Consider the following 16,665-nt stretch of genomic DNA (forward strand, 5'->3'; position numbering starts at 1 on the left):
CCATGACGACCACCGTCGCGCGACCGGCGGCGCCCACGGCGCCGAGCACGTTCGGCACCACGAGTGTCGAGCGCAAGGGCAATGTGCTCGTCAAGTGGCTCACCTCGACCGATCACAAGGTGATCGGCAACCTCTACCTCATCACCTCGTTCCTGTACTTCCTGCTCGGCGGCGTGATGGCGCTCGTCATCCGTGCGCAGCTGTTCGTGCCGGGCGCGTCGGTGGTGCCCACGGGGGAGCAGTACAACCAGCTCTTCACGATGCACGGCACGATCATGCTGCTGATGTTCGCGACCCCACTGTTCTTCGGGTTCGCCAACGCCCTCATGCCGTTGCAGATCGGTGCACCGGATGTCGCGTTCCCGCGTCTGAACATGTTCTCGTACTGGCTGTTCAGCTTCGGATCGCTCATCGCGGTCTCCGGATTCCTCACCCCGCAGGGTGCGGCATCCTTCGGCTGGTTCGCGTACGCGCCGCTGTCGAACACGACGTTCTCGCCGGGCCTGGGTGGCAACCTCTGGGTGCTCGGCCTCGCGATGAGCGGTTTCGGCACCATCCTCGGTGGCGTGAATTTCATCACGACGATCATCACGATGCGCGCGCCCGGCATGACGATGTGGCGCATGCCGATCTTCACGTGGAACACGCTCGTCACCTCGCTGCTGATCCTGATGGCCTTCCCGGTGCTCGCCGCGGCGATGTTCGGTCTGGCGGCCGACCGCATCGTCGGTGCGCACATCTACGACCCGAACAACGGCGGTGCCATTCTGTGGCAGCACCTGTTCTGGTTCTTCGGACATCCCGAGGTCTACATCATCGCGCTGCCGTTCTTCGGCATCGTGTCGGAGATCCTGCCGGTCTTCAGCCGCAAGCCGATCTTCGGATACCGCACGCTGATTTTCGCGACGATCGCGATCGCGGCCCTCTCGATCACCGTGTGGGCGCACCACATGTATGTCACGGGTTCGGTGCTCCTTCCGTTCTTCGCGTTCTTCACGATGTTGATCGCGGTGCCCACGGGGGTGAAGATCTTCAACTGGGTCGGCACCATGTGGCGCGGCTCGGTGACCTTCGAGACGCCGATGCTGTGGACGATCGGCTTCTTGATCACCTTCACGTTCGGCGGACTCACCGGCGTGATCCTCGCCTCCCCGCCGCTGGACTTCCACGTTTCCGACACCTACTTCGTGGTGGCGCACTTCCACTACGTCGTCTTCGGCACGGTGGTGTTCGCGATGTTCGCCGGCTTCTACTTCTGGTGGCCGAAGCTCACCGGCAAGATGCTCAATGAGCGGCTCGGCAAGATCCACTTCTGGCTGCTGTTCATCGGCTTCCACATGACCTTCCTGATCCAGCACTGGATCGGTGTCGTGGGGCTGCCTCGGCGGTACCGCACGTACCTCGAGGAGGACGGCGTGACGTGGATGAACCAGCTCTCCACGATCGGCGCCGCCGTGCTCGCGATCTCGATGATCCCGTTCTTCTACAACGTGTTCATCACCGCGCGTCGGGCGCCCAAGGTGACCGTTGACGACCCGTGGGGCTACGGTCGCTCCCTCGAGTGGGCCACGAGCTGCCCGCCGCCTCGGCACAACTTCACGTCCATCCCGCGCATCCGCTCGGAGTCCCCGGCCTTCGACATCAATCACCCGGAGGCGGGCTTGCCCGTGGGAATCGGTGGAATCGAGAATGTCAAGGACGCCCCCGATGCTCCGGTGCGCGACCTCAGCGACGAGAAGGTGAAGTAGCACGATGGGTACCAATGCGAAGCTCTTCTGGATCCTCGCCGGCTTCTTCTTCCTCGCCGACGCGATCTACATCACCTGGTCGCTGCTGGCGTCGTCGAACCCGGCGGGTGGCACCGCGCCGACGATCGAGTGGGCTGGCACCATCGCGATCGGCCTGTCCGGTGCGCTTGCGGTGCTCGTCGCCTTCTATTTGCAGCGCATCTACCGCTCCCAGGGCGCCGAGCTGCCGGAGGACCGTCTCGACGCGAACGTCGACGACGGGGATGCCGAGCAGGGACACTTCAGCCCCTGGAGCTGGTGGCCGCTCGTGCTCGCCGCGAGCTCGGCGCTGTTGTTCCTCGGTATCGCCATCGGGGCCTGGATCGCGTTCATCGGGGCGGGCTTCGTGATCGTCGCCCTGGTCGGCTGGGTCTTCGAGTACTACCGCGGCAACTTCGGCCACTGACGACGGTCTCGCCTGTCGGCACTTACGGCATGGGATGGCGTGAATCGTAGTGCCGGAATGTGGACTGCACCCGCAGCATCAGCGCGATCAACGCCACGATGAGCGCCCCGCCGATCAGGGGCGGTAGCCACAGCACACCGGCGAGGGCGACGAGACCGACGTAGAGATCGCCCAGTCGCGGACCGCCGGTAACGACGACCACGAAGATGCCCTGAAGCCGTCCGCGCATGTTGTCCGGCGCCGCCGTCATGAGGATGGTCTGACGGAAGATCGCGCTCACGTTGTCGGTTGCGCCCGACGCGGCCATGCAGACGAGTGCGAGCAGGATCGCCAGGGGGTTCGGGTTCGCGGCATCCCCGGTCTCGCCGAACCAGCTGACCCAGCCGAGCACCATCCCGAAGGCCAGGATCGAGAGCCCGTAGCCCGCGATCGCCCAGCCGATCGCGACACCCTGTCGCCGCACCTCGGCCACGCGTCCGCTGAACACGGAGGAGAGCAGGGTGCCGAGCGCCTGGGCCGCGGTGAGCAGACCGACGGTGACCGCGCCGCCGCCGAGCAGCAACGCCCCGACAGCGGGGAACAGGGCGTGCGGCCGCCCGAACGTCATCGCGAGGATGTCCACGAGGAACGACATGCGGATGTTCGGTGCGCGGCGCAGGAAGGCCAGGCCCGAGCGGATCGACTGCAGGCCAGGTGCGTGCCGCTCGCCGATCGGCGTCACGGCAGGCAGATGCAGGATGCCGGCGAGGGCGGCGAGGAACAGCACCACGTCGACGGTGTAGGTCCAGGCGAAGCCGACGGTCGCCACGAGCACCCCCGCCAGGGCTGGTCCCGCGGTGATCATGACGCCGTAGGTGATGCCGGTGAGCGCGGACGCGGCCGGCACCAGCTTGGTGCCGACGAGTCTCGGCAGGATCGCCTGTCGTGCCGCGCCGGCAACCGTCGCGGCGACCGAGTTCAGCATGGTGAGCAGGTAGAGGGCCCACACGGCCTCCAGGCCGAGCCAGGACAGTGAGGCGATGCCGATGGTGGCGAACCAGGCGAGCAGGGAGGAGGCGAGCAGCACGGTGCGACGGTCGAAGGCATCCACGAGCATGCCCCCGTAGAGCCCCGCCAGGATCATCGGTACGAGGGCGACGACACCGACGAGCGCCACGGCCAAGGTCGAGCCGGTGATCGCGTAGACCTCGAGGCCGACCGCCACTACGGTCATCTGGGCGCCGATACCGCCGACGATGTTGCCGAAGTACAACCAGCGGAACGCGGAACTGACCCGCAACGGAGCGAGGTCGAGCAGGATGCCGCGATGCGGCGTTCGCTCCTGCTCGACCTCGGGATCCGGTCCTTCGGTGCTCACGACCTAGTGAGCGTCGTGCTTGGATGCCTCGATCTCGCCTCGTGTGACGGGGGCGATGCGGTCCTCGAAGAAGACTCTCGACAGCGCCGCGCGGAAGCGCTGGGCGACCGTGATGCGACCCTTCGCGTCGGGGCGCACCATCAGCGGCTTGTAGTCCTCGAAGCTGACGAGCTTCCACCGCTCGTAGTCATCGAGCTGCTCGTGCACCTCGATGTACTCTCCGCCCGGCAGACGAACGATCCGACCCGACTCGAACCCGTGCAGGGCGATCTCGCGGTCCTTCTTCTGCAGACCGATGCAGATTCGATGAGCCACGAATCCGGCGATGATCGGCCCGACGATGAGCAGGATCTGGATGGAGTGCGTCACCCATTCGATGGAGAGCTTGAAGTGGGTGGCGATGAGGTCCGAGCTCGCCGCCGACCACAGCACTGCGTAGAAGGTGACGCCGGCAGCCCCGATCGCGGTGCGCATCGGAGCGTTACGCGGACGGTCGGCGATATGGTGCTCGCGCTTGTCGCCGGTGATCCACGCCTCGACGAAGGGGTAGATGAACACCAGCAGCAGGAAGACCCCGACGACGATCAGCGGGATGAGGATGTTCAGCGAGAGCGTGAAGCCCCAGATCACGACCTCCCAGCCCGGAGGGGCGAGGCGCAGCACACCGTCGGCGAAGCCGATGTACCAGTCGGGCTGCGTACCGGCCGAGACGGGCGAGGGGTCGTACGGGCCGTATGTCCACACCGGGTTGATCTGGAAGAACGACGCGATGAGCACGATCATGCCGAAGATGATGAAGAAGAAGCCGCCGGCCTTCGCCGCGAACACCGGCATGATCGGCACACCGACGACGTTGTCGTTGGTGCGGCCGGGGCCGGCGAACTGCGTGTGCTTGTTGATGATCAGCAGCAGCATGTGCACGCCGAGCGCGGCGACCAGGATCGCCGGCAGCAGCAGGATGTGCAGCACGTAGAGCCGCCCGACGATGTCGGTGCCGGGGAACTCGCCTCCGAACAGCAGGTACGAGATCCAGGTTCCGACGATCGGGATGCCCTTGAGCATGCCGTCGATGATGCGCAGGCCGTTGCCGGAGAGCAGGTCATCGGGCAGCGAGTAGCCGGTGAATCCCTCGGCCATCGCGAGGATGAAGAGCACGAAGCCGATCACCCAGTTGATCTCGCGCGGCTTGCGGAACGCGCCCGTGAAGAACACGCGGAGCATGTGCAGGCCGATGGATGCCACGAACAGCAGTGCCGCCCAGTGGTGCACCTGGCGCATGAGCAGGCCGCCGCGGATGTCGAACGAGATGTCGAGCGTCGAGGCCATCGCCGCGGACATCTCGATGCCGCGCAGCGGCATGTAGGAGCCCTCGTAGTGCACCTCGACCATCGACGCCTGGAAGAAGAACGTCAGGAACGTGCCGGAGAGCAGGATGACGATGAAGCTGTAGAGCGCCACCTCGCCGAGCATGAACGACCAGTGGTCGGGGAAGATCTTGCGCCCGAGCTCCTTGGTGAGACCGGAGATGCTGGTGCGCTCGTCGAGGTAGTTCGCGGCCCAGCCGGTGAACCGCATCCCCTTACCCGGTGCGGGCTGCGTGGCCGGTCGGGTCTGTTGCGTGGTGGTCACAGTTCGCGCTCCCAGAAGCTCGGCCCGACGGGCTCGGTGAAGTCGCTGCGCGCCACGAGGTAGCCCTCGTCGTCGACGGTGATCGGCAGCTGCGGCAGGGGGCGCTTGGCGGGTCCGAAGATCACCGCGGCCTCCTTCTTGATGTCGAACTGGGACTGGTGGCACGGGCAGAGCAGGTGGTGCGTCTGCTGCTCGTAGAGCGCGACCGGGCATCCGACGTGGGTGCAGATCTTTGAGTACGCGACGATGCCGTCGTAGCTCCAGTTCTCACGGCCGGGGGAGACCTCGAGGTCCTCCGGGTTCAGACGCATCAGGAGCACGGCGGCCTTGGCCTTCTCCTCGAGCTTGTGCTCGGACTCGTTGAGCCCCTCGGGAATGACGTGGAACGCCGAGCCCAGGGTGACATCCGACGCCTTGATCGGGATGCCGGACGGGTCCTTGGTCAGACGCACACCCTTGTCCCACATCGTGTGCTTCAGCAGCGGCACCGGGTCGGCGGCCGGTGCCAGGTCGCGGAACAGCACCACCGCGGGCAGCGGGGAGACGACGAGTGCTCCGATCAGGCTGTTGCGGATGAGCTTGCGGCGCGTGAAGCCGGACTCCTTGTTGCCGAGCGTGAACACCTCGACGGCCTTCGCACGGGTCTCATCGGTGCCGCGCGTCGGGTGACGCTGCTCGACCATGTCGTGGCCGTCCATGAGCGCCTTCGACCAGTGCACGGCACCGATGCCGATGGTCAGCAGCGCGAGTGCGATCGAGGCACCCAGGAAGAGGTTGTTGAGCCGCACCGAGAGCATGTCGCCCGGAATGATCGGGAAGACGATGTACGACGTGATCGCGGCGACCGTGCCGACGATCGAGAGCAGGAACAAGCCGCCGACGCGGCGCTCCTGCTGACGCTCCTTCTTGGGGTCGAGGTCCGCGACGCGCGGGCGGTAGGGGGGGAAGCCGGGGTTCTGCACCGCGTCATCGGTGACGACGGCGATGCCCGCCGACGGAGCGTGGTGCTCAACCGCCGTGCCGGTGGTCTCCTGATCGTTCGCCATGGGTTTCCCTTGCCTAATTCGACTTCGCCGTGAGCCAGATCGTGATGCCCACGATCGCACCGAGGCCGAAGATCCAGATGAACAGTCCCTCGGAGACCGGGCCGAGATTGCCGAGCCCGAAACCACCGACCGACGGGGTCTCATCCAGGTACTTGAGGTACGTGATGATCGCGGCCTTCTGCTCCGGCGTGATGTTCGCGTCGTTGAACACGGGCATGTTCTGCGGACCGGTGACCATCGCCTCGTAGATGTGCGCGGCATCCACGCCACCGAGCGGCGGGGCGAACTTGCCCTCCGTCAGTGCGCCACCGGCGCCGGCGACGTTGTGGCACATCGCGCAGTTGATGCGGAACAGCTCGGCGCCCTCGGCGACGTCGCCGCCACCGGTGAGGTACTTCTCGTCGGGGATGGCCGGGCCCGGAGCCAGCGACGCGACGTAGGCCGCGAGTGCCTTCACCTGCTCGTCGTTGAACTGCGGCGGCTTCTTCTCGGCCTGGGGGCCGGTGGCGGCCAGCGGCATGCGGCCGGTGCCCACCTGGAAGTCGACGGATGCGGCGCCGACGCCGATCAGCGACGGCCCCTGGGACGTGCCCTCGAGGTTCATGCCGTGACACGTGGCGCAGTTGGCCGCGAACAGCTTCTGGCCGTCCTCGACCTGAGCCTCCGCCGCGGCGGATGTCTCGGCCGTGGCGCTCGTCGTGAACAGTGCGTATGCGCCGCCCGTCGCCAACAGCCCCACCGTGATGAGGGCGACTGTGGCGAGCGGATGACGGCGACCGGCAGGACGCGTCCTGCGGGTCAGGGATGCCTGAGCCATGTGCGCGGGATTCCGTTTCTTATTTCAGCAGGTAGATGACCGCGAACAGGCCGATCCACACGACGTCCACGAAGTGCCAGTAGTAGGAGACGACGATCGCGGTCGTTGCCTCCTTGTGGCCGAAGTTCTTGACCGCGAAGGCGCGCCCGATCACGAGCAGGAAGGCGATGAGACCACCGGTGACGTGCAGGCCGTGGAATCCGGTCGTGATGTAGAAGGCGGAGCCGTATGCGTCGCTCGAGAGGCTCACGTGCTCGCTGACCAGGATCGCGTACTCATAGATCTGGCCGGCGACGAACGTCGCGCCCATCGCGTAGGTGAGGAAGAACCACTCGACCATGCCCCATTTCCAGAACTGGGCGAGGTTGCCGGTGCGTCGCGGCTGCATGCGCTCGGCCGCGAAGACGCCGGCCTGGCACGTGAAGGAGGAGAGCACGAGCACCGTGGTGTTGATGGCCGCGAACGTCACGTTGAGCTTGGCGGTCTGCTCCGACCACAGCTCTGGCGACATCGCCTTGAGCGTGAAGTAGATGGCGAACAGGCCCGCGAAGAACATGACTTCGCTGCCGAGCCAAACGATCGTGCCCACGGCCACGACATTCGGACGGCTGACCGACGGAGTTCTGAGCGAACTTGAGAGCGAGGCAGTGGTCACCTACCCATTATGGCCGATATCCCGGTGCCGGTTTTCGCATTCGCGCGGCCCGTCGTGGTCTGATCGCTAGGATTTCGAACCATGGCGCTTGAGCACAACTGGGCCGGTATCCTCGGCTCCCTCGTCGAGGGGCAGAACCTGTCGATCGACGAGGCGTCCTGGGCGATGCGATCGGTGATGGCGGGGGAGGCGACATCCGCCCAGATCGCGGGGATGCTCGTGGCCATGCGGATCAAGGGCGAGACCGTCGACGAGATCGTCGGCTTCCGCGATGCGGTGCTCGAGAATGCGCAGCCCCTCGCGGTGGATCCCATGGTGCTCGACATCGTCGGCACCGGTGGGGACCCCTACGGGGCGGTGCTGAACATCTCCTCGATCGCCTCCGTGATCTGCGCCGCCGCCGGTGTGCCGGTGGTCAAGCACGGCAATCGGGGCGCGAGCTCGGCCTCTGGCGCCTCGGATGTGCTGCAGGCGCTGGGGCTGGACCTCGACATCCCGCCGCTGCGGGTGGCCGAGGTGCTCGTCGAGGCGGGCATCACCTTCGCTCATGCCGCGCTCTTCCACCCGGGTTTCCGCCACGCCGGGCCCACGCGCAAAGAACTGGGCATCTCGACGCTGTTCAACATTCTCGGACCCCTGTGCAACCCGGCGCGTCCGGAGGCCTCGGCGGTCGGGGTCGCCTCGCTCGAGCGCGTGCCGCTCATGGTCGGCGTGTTCCGTACGCGCGGGGCGACGGCCCTGGTCTATCGAGGCGACGACGGTATCGACAAGCTCACCACCACCGGGCACTCCCACATCTGGGAGGTCTCCCGTGGGTTCGTCACCGAGCACGATCTCGACCCGCGCGATCTCGGGATCGAGCGAGCCGACATCCATGACCTGCTGGGCAAGGGCCCGGAGTACAACGCCGACGTCGCTCGGCGCATGCTCGCCGGGGAGCAGGGGCCGGTGCGCGACATCATCCTGCTCAACGCCGCCGCGGGGCTGACGGCGTATTCACTGGCCCAGGATCCGGATCTGCTGCAGCAGCCGATCGTCGATCGTCTCGCGGTAGCCATGACCCGCGTCGCCGAAGTCGTCGACTCCGGCGCGGCCACGGCGAAGCTTCAGGAGTGGGTGGCCGCGACCAGGCGGTGATCCGGTCCGTTGGTGGGCAGGATGGCGGCGAGGTCGAACTCGGCCGACGAGTCCGATGGGGTTCAGTGGTGCACCCGTATCGCCGCGAGCTGCACTCGATCGCCTCCATTCGCCTTCGCCGTGTACAGTGCGGCGTCGGCTCGTTCGAGCAGCGAGTCGAAGCTCTCGCCCGGGGCCCACTGTGCGACGCCGAACGACATGCTGATCGCGCCGGCGTCCGGATCGTGGCTTTCGGCGACGAGCATGCGGGCGCGTTCCGCGAGCCATGCTGCCGGGTCGGCTCGCGCACCGGGCAGGAGCAGCACGAACTCGTCGCCGCCCCAGCGCACCGCTGAGTCGCTGGACCGCGTGGCGGCCTGGAGCTGCCGGGCGACGGCGGCGAGTACGCGGTCGCCGACCTGGTGCCCGTGCCGGTCGTTCACCTGCTTGAATCCGTCGACATCGGCGATCACGACGGAGAACGGATGGCGCGCCGAGGCGATGCTCACCGCGGCCTCCGCCCGCGCCTGGCCCGCGTGGCGGTTGAGGAGCCCCGTGAGCTCATCGGTCGCGGCTTGCTCGAGGATCTGTCGCCCGCGCTGGGCCACCTCGCTCATCTCCTTCCATCCGCTGACCCGCCGCACGACATCGTCGTTCTCGTCGTGTACCTCGACGATCGAAGCATCGACGTAGGCGAAGGAACCGTCCTTTCGTTTGAACCTGAAGAGCGCACGAAGACCGGAACCCTGATCGAACTCCGGCATGCGGCGGTCAGGTTCCAGGGTCTCCCAGCGGATGTGCTGCGGATGCAGCAGCGCGATCACCGAGGTTCCGACGGCCTCTTCCGGCGAGTAGCCGCTGATCTGTTCGAACCCGCGGTTCGCGAACAGCAGCACGTCGTTCTCGTCGGTGATGATGATCGCATCCGCCGACTTGTCGAGCGCCGAGGTCAGGATGTCGCGGAAGCGCCGGTCTTGGATCTCGGCGCTGATGTCGCGATGCGCGTGCAGATGGTGTGTGATCTTGCCCTCGTCATCGAACACGGGGGAGAAGTGCCATTCGGCGGGGTACTCGCTGCTGTCCTTGCGGCGAATCGTTACCTCGACAATGACCTCGCCGTCCTCATTCTGTTGGCGAATGCGCTCGATCACCCTGAACTGCTCCCGCTCGCTCAGCAGAACGCTCGGATCCCGGTCGAGCAGCTCGGCCGCGGTGTAGCCCGTGGCCGCCGTGAAGGCTCGGTTGCATGCGACGATGCCGTGTGCGCCGGACGAGTCTTCCGCGCGCGTGAGGAGGAGCGGGAACGCGGTCTGACGGAACACTGCCTTGAAAAAGCCATGGTGGTCGGAACCCACGACGCTGCCCCCTTGCCGATCGTCGATTTCGCGAGACTCTACCGTGCGCGCGACCGTCCGACGGTCAGGATGCTAGCGTGGCGGCATGAGGCGGGGGGGCTTCAGGCGCACGGTGGGCCTGGTGATCGCTGGGGGCGCGATCGGCGGTGCGCTGCTGCTCTGGTTCGCGATCGCGGTCAACGATCCGGCATCCTTGGCCCGGCCGACCGAAGGCCTCCTGATCGGGGTCTGGACGGTGTTCTACAACACCGAGGCGCCGCCGCTTCGCACCATCCTCGCGTCGGTCGCCGTGGCGCTCCTGCTCGCGACCACCGTCGCCGCGCTCGAACATCGCGTGTACTCGCGTTCACGTCGTTCGACGGACGAGCAGGCTCGCCCGCTCGCGGCGAAACTCGTCATGGAACGCACGCGCGGCGTCTTCGCGGGTCCGATCACGCTCACCGTGCTCATCCCGGCGCACAACGAGGCGTCGCTCATCACGAGCACGCTTCGCGCACTCCTGGCTCAGTCGCGAAAGCCCGATCGGGTCATCGTCGTCGCAGACAACTGCACCGACCGCACCGCCGCGCTCGCGCTCGAGTGCGGTGTCGAGGTGATCGAATCGGTCGGTAACACCAAGAAGAAGGCGGGTGCGCTCAATCAAGTGCTCGCCGCGATGCTGCCGGCGCAGGGCGACAACGACCTCGTCATGGTGATGGATGCCGACACGGCACTCGACGACGGCTTCCTCGAGACCGCACTGACCCGATTCACGGACGACCGGGCACTCATGGCCGTCGGCGGCCTGTTCTACGGCGAAGAGGGTTCCGGCCTGCTCGGTCAGTTCCAGCGCAACGAGTACTTCCGCTATGCCCGCTACATGAAGCGCCGCCGCGGCAAGGTGTTCGTGCTCACCGGAACCGCTTCGATCTTCCGACCGCAAGCGCTCAGGGCGGTCGCGGAGCATCGGGGCACGACCATCCCCGGCGAACCCGGTGCCGTGTACGACACCGAGGCGCTCACCGAGGACAACGAGATCACCATCGCGCTGAAGTCGCTTGGTGCGCTGATGATCTCCCCAGCGCAGTGCACGGTCGTCACCGAGGTGATGCCGACGATCGGAGATCTCTGGCGGCAGCGGCTGCGGTGGCAGCGTGGGGCGCTGGAGAATATCGGCGCCTATGGCATGACCCCGGCGACGTTCCGCTACTGGGCGCAGCAGCTCGGGCTCGGCTACGGCGTGATCGCCCTCGGCGCGTTCGTGCTCCTGACGGTGCTCATGCTGGTGTCGGTGGACACCTGGGTGTGGTTTCCGTTCTGGCTCGGGATCGGCGCGATCTTCGTGCTGGAGAAGGTCGTCACCGTGTGGAAAGGCGGGTGGCGGGCCCGCTTGCTCGCGGTGTTGCTTGTCCCGGAACTGGTCTATGACATGTTCCTCAACGTCGTGCACGTCAAAGGCAACTTCGACATCACCTTCGGCAGACGGGCTGCCTGGGGGCATGCGCACGAGCCGAAGCACGCCTGGAGGGCGGAGTCGTGACCGGGGATCGCGTGATGACCGGGATCCTGCTGCCCGAGTCCTTCCTGCAGTCGCAGTTCTTTCTCGTGCTCGCGACCTTCGTCGCGATCAACACGATCGCCTACGTCGTGCTCTCGATCGTGAAGATCCTCCCGCGCGTCTACGTCAGCGACTGGTTCACAGGACCCAATCGACGCGCCGAGTCGCGCAGCATCTACCCGGATGCCGGCGGCAGCGCCTCCGCCGACTCGAAGGCGCCTAGCGCCGACGAACCAGGCTCGCCGGGGTGAGTTCGGCCACGCTGCGGTGCCCGGAGAGCCCGAGGACGAGATCGAGCTCGGCGATCAGGTTGCGCAGCACCGCCTCGGCCCCCCGCGCCCCGTCGATCGCGAGACCGTACACGTAGGCGCGACCCACCAGCACGGCGGTCGCGCCGAGCGCGAGGGCCTTCAGCGCGTCGGAGCCCGAGCGCACGCCACTGTCGAAGAGCACGGGCACGCGGCCCGCGACGCGTTCGACGATCGCGGGCAGGGCGTCGAGCGATCCGATGGCACCGTCGATCTGGCGGCCGGCGTGGTTGGAGACGATGATGCCGTCGACGCCGTGCTCGAGGGCGAGGGCCGCGTCATCCGGATGCTGGATGCCCTTGAGCAGGATCGGCAGGCTCGTGTGCTCCCGAAGAAACGTGAGGTTCTCCCAAGTCAGGGATGAGCGGGAGAACACGTCGAGGAACGTCTCGACGGCCGCGCGCGGCTCGGGGGAGCGCAGGCTGCCGCCCGGGTAGTTGCGGGTCATGTCGAGCAGCGTTCGGATCGCTGCCGGGGTGACGCGCGGTCGCGGACCAGGGGGAGCGGGCGAGGCCACCCGCACGGCGACGAGCTCGCGGAACACGGGGTCGCTCGTGTACTGCGCGATGCCCTGGCCGTGGATGAACGGGAGGAATGCGGCGTCGAGGTCGCGAGGGCGCCAGCCGAGCATGTGGGTGTCGAGGGTCACCACGATCGCCTGCGCGCCGGATGCTTCGGCCCGACGCACGAAGCTCGCGACGAGGTCGTCGTTGCTCGACCAGTAGAGCTGGAACCAGCGCGGGGCGTCGCCGACCGCCTCGGCGACCCGTTCCATGGGCACCGAGGCCTGGCTCGAGAGCACGGATGGCACGCCCAGCGCGGCCGCGGCTCGCGCGATGCCGAGGTCGGCGTCCGGGTGCGCGAGTTCGAGCACGCCGACGGGAGCCGCGAGCAGGGGAGCGGGGTAGCGGTGGCCGAAGAGGTCGATGCTCAGGTCGCGTTGGCTGACGTCCCGCAGCATCCGGGGCACGATCTGCCAGGCGTCGAGGGCGCGGCGGTTGTTCGCCGCGGTCGTCTCGGAGCCGCTGGAGCCGGCGATGTAGGCCCAGGCGTCGCGCGACATGGCGCGCTGCGCTGCACGTTCGAGCCCGGCCCAGGAGGTCGGGACCTTCGGACGGCGGCCGGTGGCGCCATCGCGATAGATGGCGGACTGCGCCTCGCGGCCGGGATTCGCGGCGCTGCTTCGAGCCATGCCCCAAGTCTCGAAGCGGTGCCGCTGCGTGTCAATGCGGGTCGCCTCTTGCAATACTGTGTGACGCTATGTAATGTGTGCGACATGGTACAGACGAGCGATCTCGCGAAACACGAACAGGACCTGCGCAAGGGTGTGCTCGTGCTCGCGGTGCTCTCGCAGTTGCGCGCCCCCCAATACGGTTACTCGTTGCGCCAAGCGCTTGCCGAGCAGGGCATGCCGATCGAGGAGGGCACTCTCTATCCACTCTTGCGCCGACTCGAGGCGCAGGGGCTGCTCGCGTCGCAGTGGCAGGTCGATGGTGGCCCTCCGCGGCGCTACTACCTGCTCAGCGAGCGCGGCGCCGACCTGTACCGCGACCTCTCGACCTCCTGGGGCGCGCTCGCCTCGGTCATGAATCGACTCCTGGAAGGAAGCAACTGATGAACCCGGATGCCATCATCGAGACCTATGTCGGCGACGTCGTCGCTCACCTGCCTCGCAAGCAGCGCAAGGATGTCGGCTATGAGCTGCGCTCGCTGCTCACGGAGGAACTGCATGGGAGGGCGGCCGACGCGGGCCGCGCCCCGGATGCCGAGATGACGGTCGAACTGCTCACCGCGTTCGGACGCCCGATCGACGTCGCCGACCGGTACCGTCCGGCCGGCTTCACGATCATCCGCCCCGCGGACGCGCGACGCTTCGCCGTAGTCGCATTCACCGGCGTCGCGCTCCAGTGGGTGCTGACGTTGATCGCGACATACACCGCGCCGGTCGATCTGAGCCTGCCGGGCGGCGACTGGCTCAGCCGTCTCGGCACCTGGTGGCTCTCCTGGGGGCTCGGTTCGTTCTGGTGGCCGGGATTCCTCGTCACGATGTACCTGATCGGGGGTGCGATCACGGCGAGGCGTGAAGCTCGCGGTGGTTCGGGGGAGTGGCGGCCGCGGCGCGCGAGCGACATCGACCGCGACCGAGTGCATCGGCCGGTCATGGTGCTCTACATCGCCCTCGGCGTCGTCGGCGCGAGCGTGGTCATCGCGCTGCCGATGCTCGCGATCTTGGCGCCGAACCTGCCCGAGCCGGTGCTCGCGGCGTTCGCGTTCGATCCTGAGTTCCTCGCCTGGCGAGCACCCTGGGTGCTGCTGCTGTGGGCCGCGAGCCTCTGGCTCGGAATCGCGTTGCTCGCCGCCGGCCGGTGGACCAGGCTCACGTGGCAGATCACGATCGCGTTGGATGCCGCGTGGATAGCCTTGCTCGTCTGGTGGGTGGCTGCCGGGCCGATCTTCGTGACCGAGAGTGCGGACAGCACGACCAAGCTGTGCCTGATCGTGCTCATCGCGATCACCGTGCTCGACCTCGTGCTGACGGTGCGTCGCGTGACGGCGGCGATCGCGGCGCCTGCGATATAGCGGGGCCGCTGCATCCAGTGTGTACGCTGTGAACATCACCTCTCGGGAAAGGGACCTCATGGCGGTACGCATCGACCTCAACCTCTCACTCGATGGCGTCGCGGCACCCGCTGATCAGACGCCCGAGCACCCGATGGGCGAAGACTGGTCGCGGCTCGTCGAGACCTACCTCGGCACCCGGACCATGCGTGAGCGCGTGCTGCATGACCCGTCAGGGGAGGGGACGACCGGCATCGACGACCGCTACGCGGCGGAGTACTTCGAGGGTGTGGGCGCCGAGATCATGGGGGCGGGGATGTTCGGGCTGCACGCCTTTCCCGACGACCCGGACTGGCGCGGGTGGTGGGGTGAGGAGTCGCCGTTCGGGTACACGGTGCTGGTGCTGACGCACCGCGAGCGAGCGCCCATCGACTTCGCAAACGGCACGCGCTTCGAGTTTCTGTCGGCCACGCCCGAGGACGCGCTCGCCCGCGCCCGCGAGTACGCGGGCGACGGCGACATCAGGGTCGGCGGGGGAGTGAGCGTGGCGCGTGACTTCCTGCGGGCCGGGCTCGTCGATCGCGTGCATGTCGCGATCACCCCGATCATCCTCGAGCGGGGCGTGCGGCTTTGGGACGATCTGCGCGGACTCGAGCGCGACTACGCCGTCACCTCCGAGGTGGCGGAGAGTGGCGTCATCCACGTCACCTTCGCGCGCTGAGCGCGCCGGGCCGTGTCTTCGATGCGGCTCCGTGTCAGGAACCCATGCTCCGCGCGATCCATCTGACTGCTCGGATGACGAGCGAGAGCATCAGGAGCAGAACCCCGATGAAGAATGCGGCGGCGCCGACGCCTATGAGAATGCTGCTCAGCGGTGAGGTCGGGTCGCCGACCACCACGCGGTCTCCCACGATGACGGCAGCGAGACCGAGACCGAGCAGGACCGCCGACGCAATGGCGATGCCGCGCTCGGCCTGGCCGCCCGCAGTCGAAGAACTCATGACGATTCCATCCTCCTCGTAGACCTGAGGCCCTGCGTGGACGAACCGTTCGTGGATTCCTGCCGGCGCTCTCTCTTACGAGCAGTATATGTCAATACTGGGTTGACAACCGAATGGAGGGCAGCCGCCGGTGGGGCTGCGGGCGCTTCGCGGTGGCCGCACTCACCGCACCACGGCACTGCGAGATCTCGATCGCCGGCGTGGGAGTCGTCTGCTGGTTAAGAGCGTTACCCGCTTCTTCACTATCGTCGGTCGGAAGCCGTTGTGGCGGCGCCGATACCAGCCTGGAGCCTGCGGATGATTGATCCGAGGGCGCCTATTGCGAGAAGCCCCGTGCCCAGCGGTCCCGCAGGATCTGTGCCGAGTGCGGGGAGACGGGCGAGCGCAGTACTGACTTCGGGGCTCATGTGCTCGAGCTGCCAGCGGATCTCGTCATCGACCGCCTCGGCCTCTTCTGGCGCCGCCAGGCCGGCGGCTTTCGCGGAATAGGCGGCCGCACCCAGGGCATGTGCTCCCATATGGGCGACACCGGAGGCCTGTGCGGCTGCTCGCGCAGCTGCCACTGCGATGGGGGAGGCCACATCCCGCGCGGCGCGGCCGGCCACGAACCGTCGACGGATCTCGCCGGCGGCAGTGAGTTCGCCGCGACCGAAGGCACGGGTCCGCGCGATGGCGTCTCGAGGGCGATCGTCGTCAGGAGCTTCCTGCTCGAACAGGCCCAGTACTCGCTCGGCACAGTCCGCCGCCCACATCGCGACAAGGCGCCGATCGGCTTCACTGAGAGTCTGCGACGAAGACACGCCAACATCATCTCAGGGGCCTCAGGTGGCGGCCTGCAGTCGTCGTTTGCTCTTGTCGTTCACTGCATTACTGCGGACTTCGCTGATTCTGTGCAATGAGCGGCTCATAGGCTGAAGGCATGGACGAGCCGCCTGGTGCATGGTGCCGGGGGTCACGGCGCTGCTGGGTCTGCTGACCGGCGCGCTCCTGCTGTTGGTGACGTCCCATGGGGTGGTGTAGTTCTCGGGCTCGAGTGTCACGTCGTGGACGTGGTGAGCCATCGTGCGATGGTCAGGTGAGAACCGACAAAAG

At 67.1% G+C, this 16,665-nt stretch carries 18 protein-coding genes; 8 read left to right on the top strand and 10 right to left on the bottom strand.

The features are described from left to right. The first annotated feature begins 2 nt into the window (after nucleotides 1-2). Nucleotides 3-1,748, top strand: coding sequence for an aa3-type cytochrome oxidase subunit I (gene ctaD, locus PYV02_RS13970; RefSeq protein WP_275759679.1), 1,746 nt, complete (start codon nucleotides 3-5; stop codon nucleotides 1,746-1,748). Between the two features lie 4 nt (nucleotides 1,749-1,752). Beyond that, on the top strand, nucleotides 1,753-2,193 hold the full coding sequence (locus PYV02_RS13975; RefSeq protein ID WP_275759680.1) for a cytochrome c oxidase subunit 4: 441 nt from the start codon (nucleotides 1,753-1,755) through the stop codon (nucleotides 2,191-2,193). A gap of 22 nt (nucleotides 2,194-2,215) precedes the next feature. On the opposite strand, the gene PYV02_RS13980 is transcribed toward PYV02_RS13975, so the two are convergent. From PYV02_RS13980 to ctaE, 5 genes are read right to left on the bottom strand one after another with little or no spacing between them, the layout of a single operon-like run. After that, the gene (locus tag PYV02_RS13980; RefSeq protein WP_275759681.1) at nucleotides 2,216-3,550 is read right to left on the bottom strand and encodes an MFS transporter; all 1,335 of its coding nucleotides are present in this window, start codon (nucleotides 3,548-3,550) and stop codon (nucleotides 2,216-2,218) included. A gap of 3 nt (nucleotides 3,551-3,553) precedes the next feature. Continuing rightward, the gene (qcrB, locus tag PYV02_RS13985; RefSeq protein WP_275759696.1) at nucleotides 3,554-5,125 is read right to left on the bottom strand and encodes a cytochrome bc1 complex cytochrome b subunit; all 1,572 of its coding nucleotides are present in this window, start codon (nucleotides 5,123-5,125) and stop codon (nucleotides 3,554-3,556) included. Nucleotides 5,126-5,175: 50 nt separating this feature from the next. Next, nucleotides 5,176-6,225 (bottom strand): cytochrome bc1 complex Rieske iron-sulfur subunit, encoded by a 1,050-nt coding sequence (gene qcrA, locus PYV02_RS13990; protein WP_275759682.1) that lies wholly within the window; start codon nucleotides 6,223-6,225, stop codon nucleotides 5,176-5,178. A 13-nt stretch (nucleotides 6,226-6,238) separates the two neighbouring features. Then, on the bottom strand, nucleotides 6,239-7,042 hold the full coding sequence (qcrC, locus tag PYV02_RS13995) for a cytochrome bc1 complex diheme cytochrome c subunit (protein ID WP_275759683.1): 804 nt from the start codon (nucleotides 7,040-7,042) through the stop codon (nucleotides 6,239-6,241). A gap of 19 nt (nucleotides 7,043-7,061) precedes the next feature. Then, nucleotides 7,062-7,697: an aa3-type cytochrome oxidase subunit III gene (gene ctaE, locus PYV02_RS14000; RefSeq protein WP_420833640.1), complete on the bottom strand. Its 636-nt coding sequence runs from the start codon at nucleotides 7,695-7,697 to the stop codon at nucleotides 7,062-7,064. A gap of 81 nt (nucleotides 7,698-7,778) precedes the next feature. Here ctaE and trpD point away from each other — a divergent pair, with 81 nt between their 5' ends. Beyond that, nucleotides 7,779-8,834: an anthranilate phosphoribosyltransferase gene (gene trpD, locus PYV02_RS14005; protein WP_275759684.1), complete on the top strand. Its 1,056-nt coding sequence runs from the start codon at nucleotides 7,779-7,781 to the stop codon at nucleotides 8,832-8,834. Between the two features lie 62 nt (nucleotides 8,835-8,896). Here trpD and PYV02_RS14010 read toward each other — a convergent pair whose 3' ends face one another. Continuing rightward, a complete protein-coding gene (locus PYV02_RS14010; RefSeq protein WP_275759685.1) occupies nucleotides 8,897-10,135 on the bottom strand; it encodes a sensor domain-containing diguanylate cyclase in 1,239 nt (412 codons plus the stop codon). A gap of 118 nt (nucleotides 10,136-10,253) precedes the next feature. On the opposite strand from PYV02_RS14010, the gene PYV02_RS14015 reads away from it, so the two are divergent. Continuing rightward, nucleotides 10,254-11,687, top strand: a complete 1,434-nt coding sequence (locus tag PYV02_RS14015; RefSeq protein WP_275759686.1) for a glycosyltransferase family 2 protein — start codon at nucleotides 10,254-10,256, stop codon at nucleotides 11,685-11,687. Continuing rightward, nucleotides 11,684-11,956: a hypothetical protein gene (locus PYV02_RS14020; RefSeq protein ID WP_275759687.1), complete on the top strand. Its 273-nt coding sequence runs from the start codon at nucleotides 11,684-11,686 to the stop codon at nucleotides 11,954-11,956. The genes PYV02_RS14015 and PYV02_RS14020 overlap by 4 nt, the downstream gene beginning before the upstream one ends. Here the strand turns inward: PYV02_RS14020 and PYV02_RS14025 are convergent. After that, nucleotides 11,925-13,205 (bottom strand): lactate 2-monooxygenase, encoded by a 1,281-nt coding sequence (locus PYV02_RS14025; RefSeq protein WP_275759688.1) that lies wholly within the window; start codon nucleotides 13,203-13,205, stop codon nucleotides 11,925-11,927. The two genes, PYV02_RS14020 and PYV02_RS14025, sit on opposite strands and share 32 nt — an antisense overlap. 84 nt (nucleotides 13,206-13,289) lie before the next feature. Between PYV02_RS14025 and PYV02_RS14030 the strand changes: the two genes are divergently transcribed. The 3 genes from PYV02_RS14030 to PYV02_RS14040 are packed head-to-tail and all read left to right on the top strand — an operon-like array spanning nucleotide 13,290 to nucleotide 15,293. Beyond that, entirely contained in the window at nucleotides 13,290-13,628 is a 339-nt protein-coding gene (locus PYV02_RS14030) for a PadR family transcriptional regulator (protein WP_275759689.1), read from the top strand. Next, a complete protein-coding gene (locus PYV02_RS14035) occupies nucleotides 13,628-14,593 on the top strand; it encodes a hypothetical protein (protein ID WP_275759690.1) in 966 nt (321 codons plus the stop codon). Before PYV02_RS14030 ends, PYV02_RS14035 begins: the two co-directional genes overlap by 1 nt. Nucleotides 14,594-14,651: 58 nt before the next feature. Further along, nucleotides 14,652-15,293, top strand: coding sequence for a dihydrofolate reductase family protein (locus PYV02_RS14040; protein WP_275759691.1), 642 nt, complete (start codon nucleotides 14,652-14,654; stop codon nucleotides 15,291-15,293). A 34-nt stretch (nucleotides 15,294-15,327) separates the two neighbouring features. Here PYV02_RS14040 and PYV02_RS14045 read toward each other — a convergent pair whose 3' ends face one another. The 3 genes from PYV02_RS14045 to PYV02_RS14055 all read right to left on the bottom strand — a co-directional run. Next, complete coding sequence (locus PYV02_RS14045; RefSeq protein WP_275759692.1) at nucleotides 15,328-15,573, bottom strand: hypothetical protein; 246 nt, start codon at nucleotides 15,571-15,573, stop codon at nucleotides 15,328-15,330. Between the two features lie 242 nt (nucleotides 15,574-15,815). Beyond that, the gene (locus PYV02_RS14050; protein WP_275759693.1) at nucleotides 15,816-16,373 is read right to left on the bottom strand and encodes a putative immunity protein; all 558 of its coding nucleotides are present in this window, start codon (nucleotides 16,371-16,373) and stop codon (nucleotides 15,816-15,818) included. Nucleotides 16,374-16,394: 21 nt separating this feature from the next. Then, the coding region (locus tag PYV02_RS14055; RefSeq protein WP_275759694.1) for a hypothetical protein at nucleotides 16,395-16,665 on the bottom strand (271 nt) is incomplete at its 5' end.

The organism is Antiquaquibacter metalliresistens, from assembly GCF_029211225.1.
Classification (GTDB): Bacteria; Actinomycetota; Actinomycetes; order Actinomycetales; family Microbacteriaceae; genus Rhodoglobus; species Rhodoglobus metalliresistens.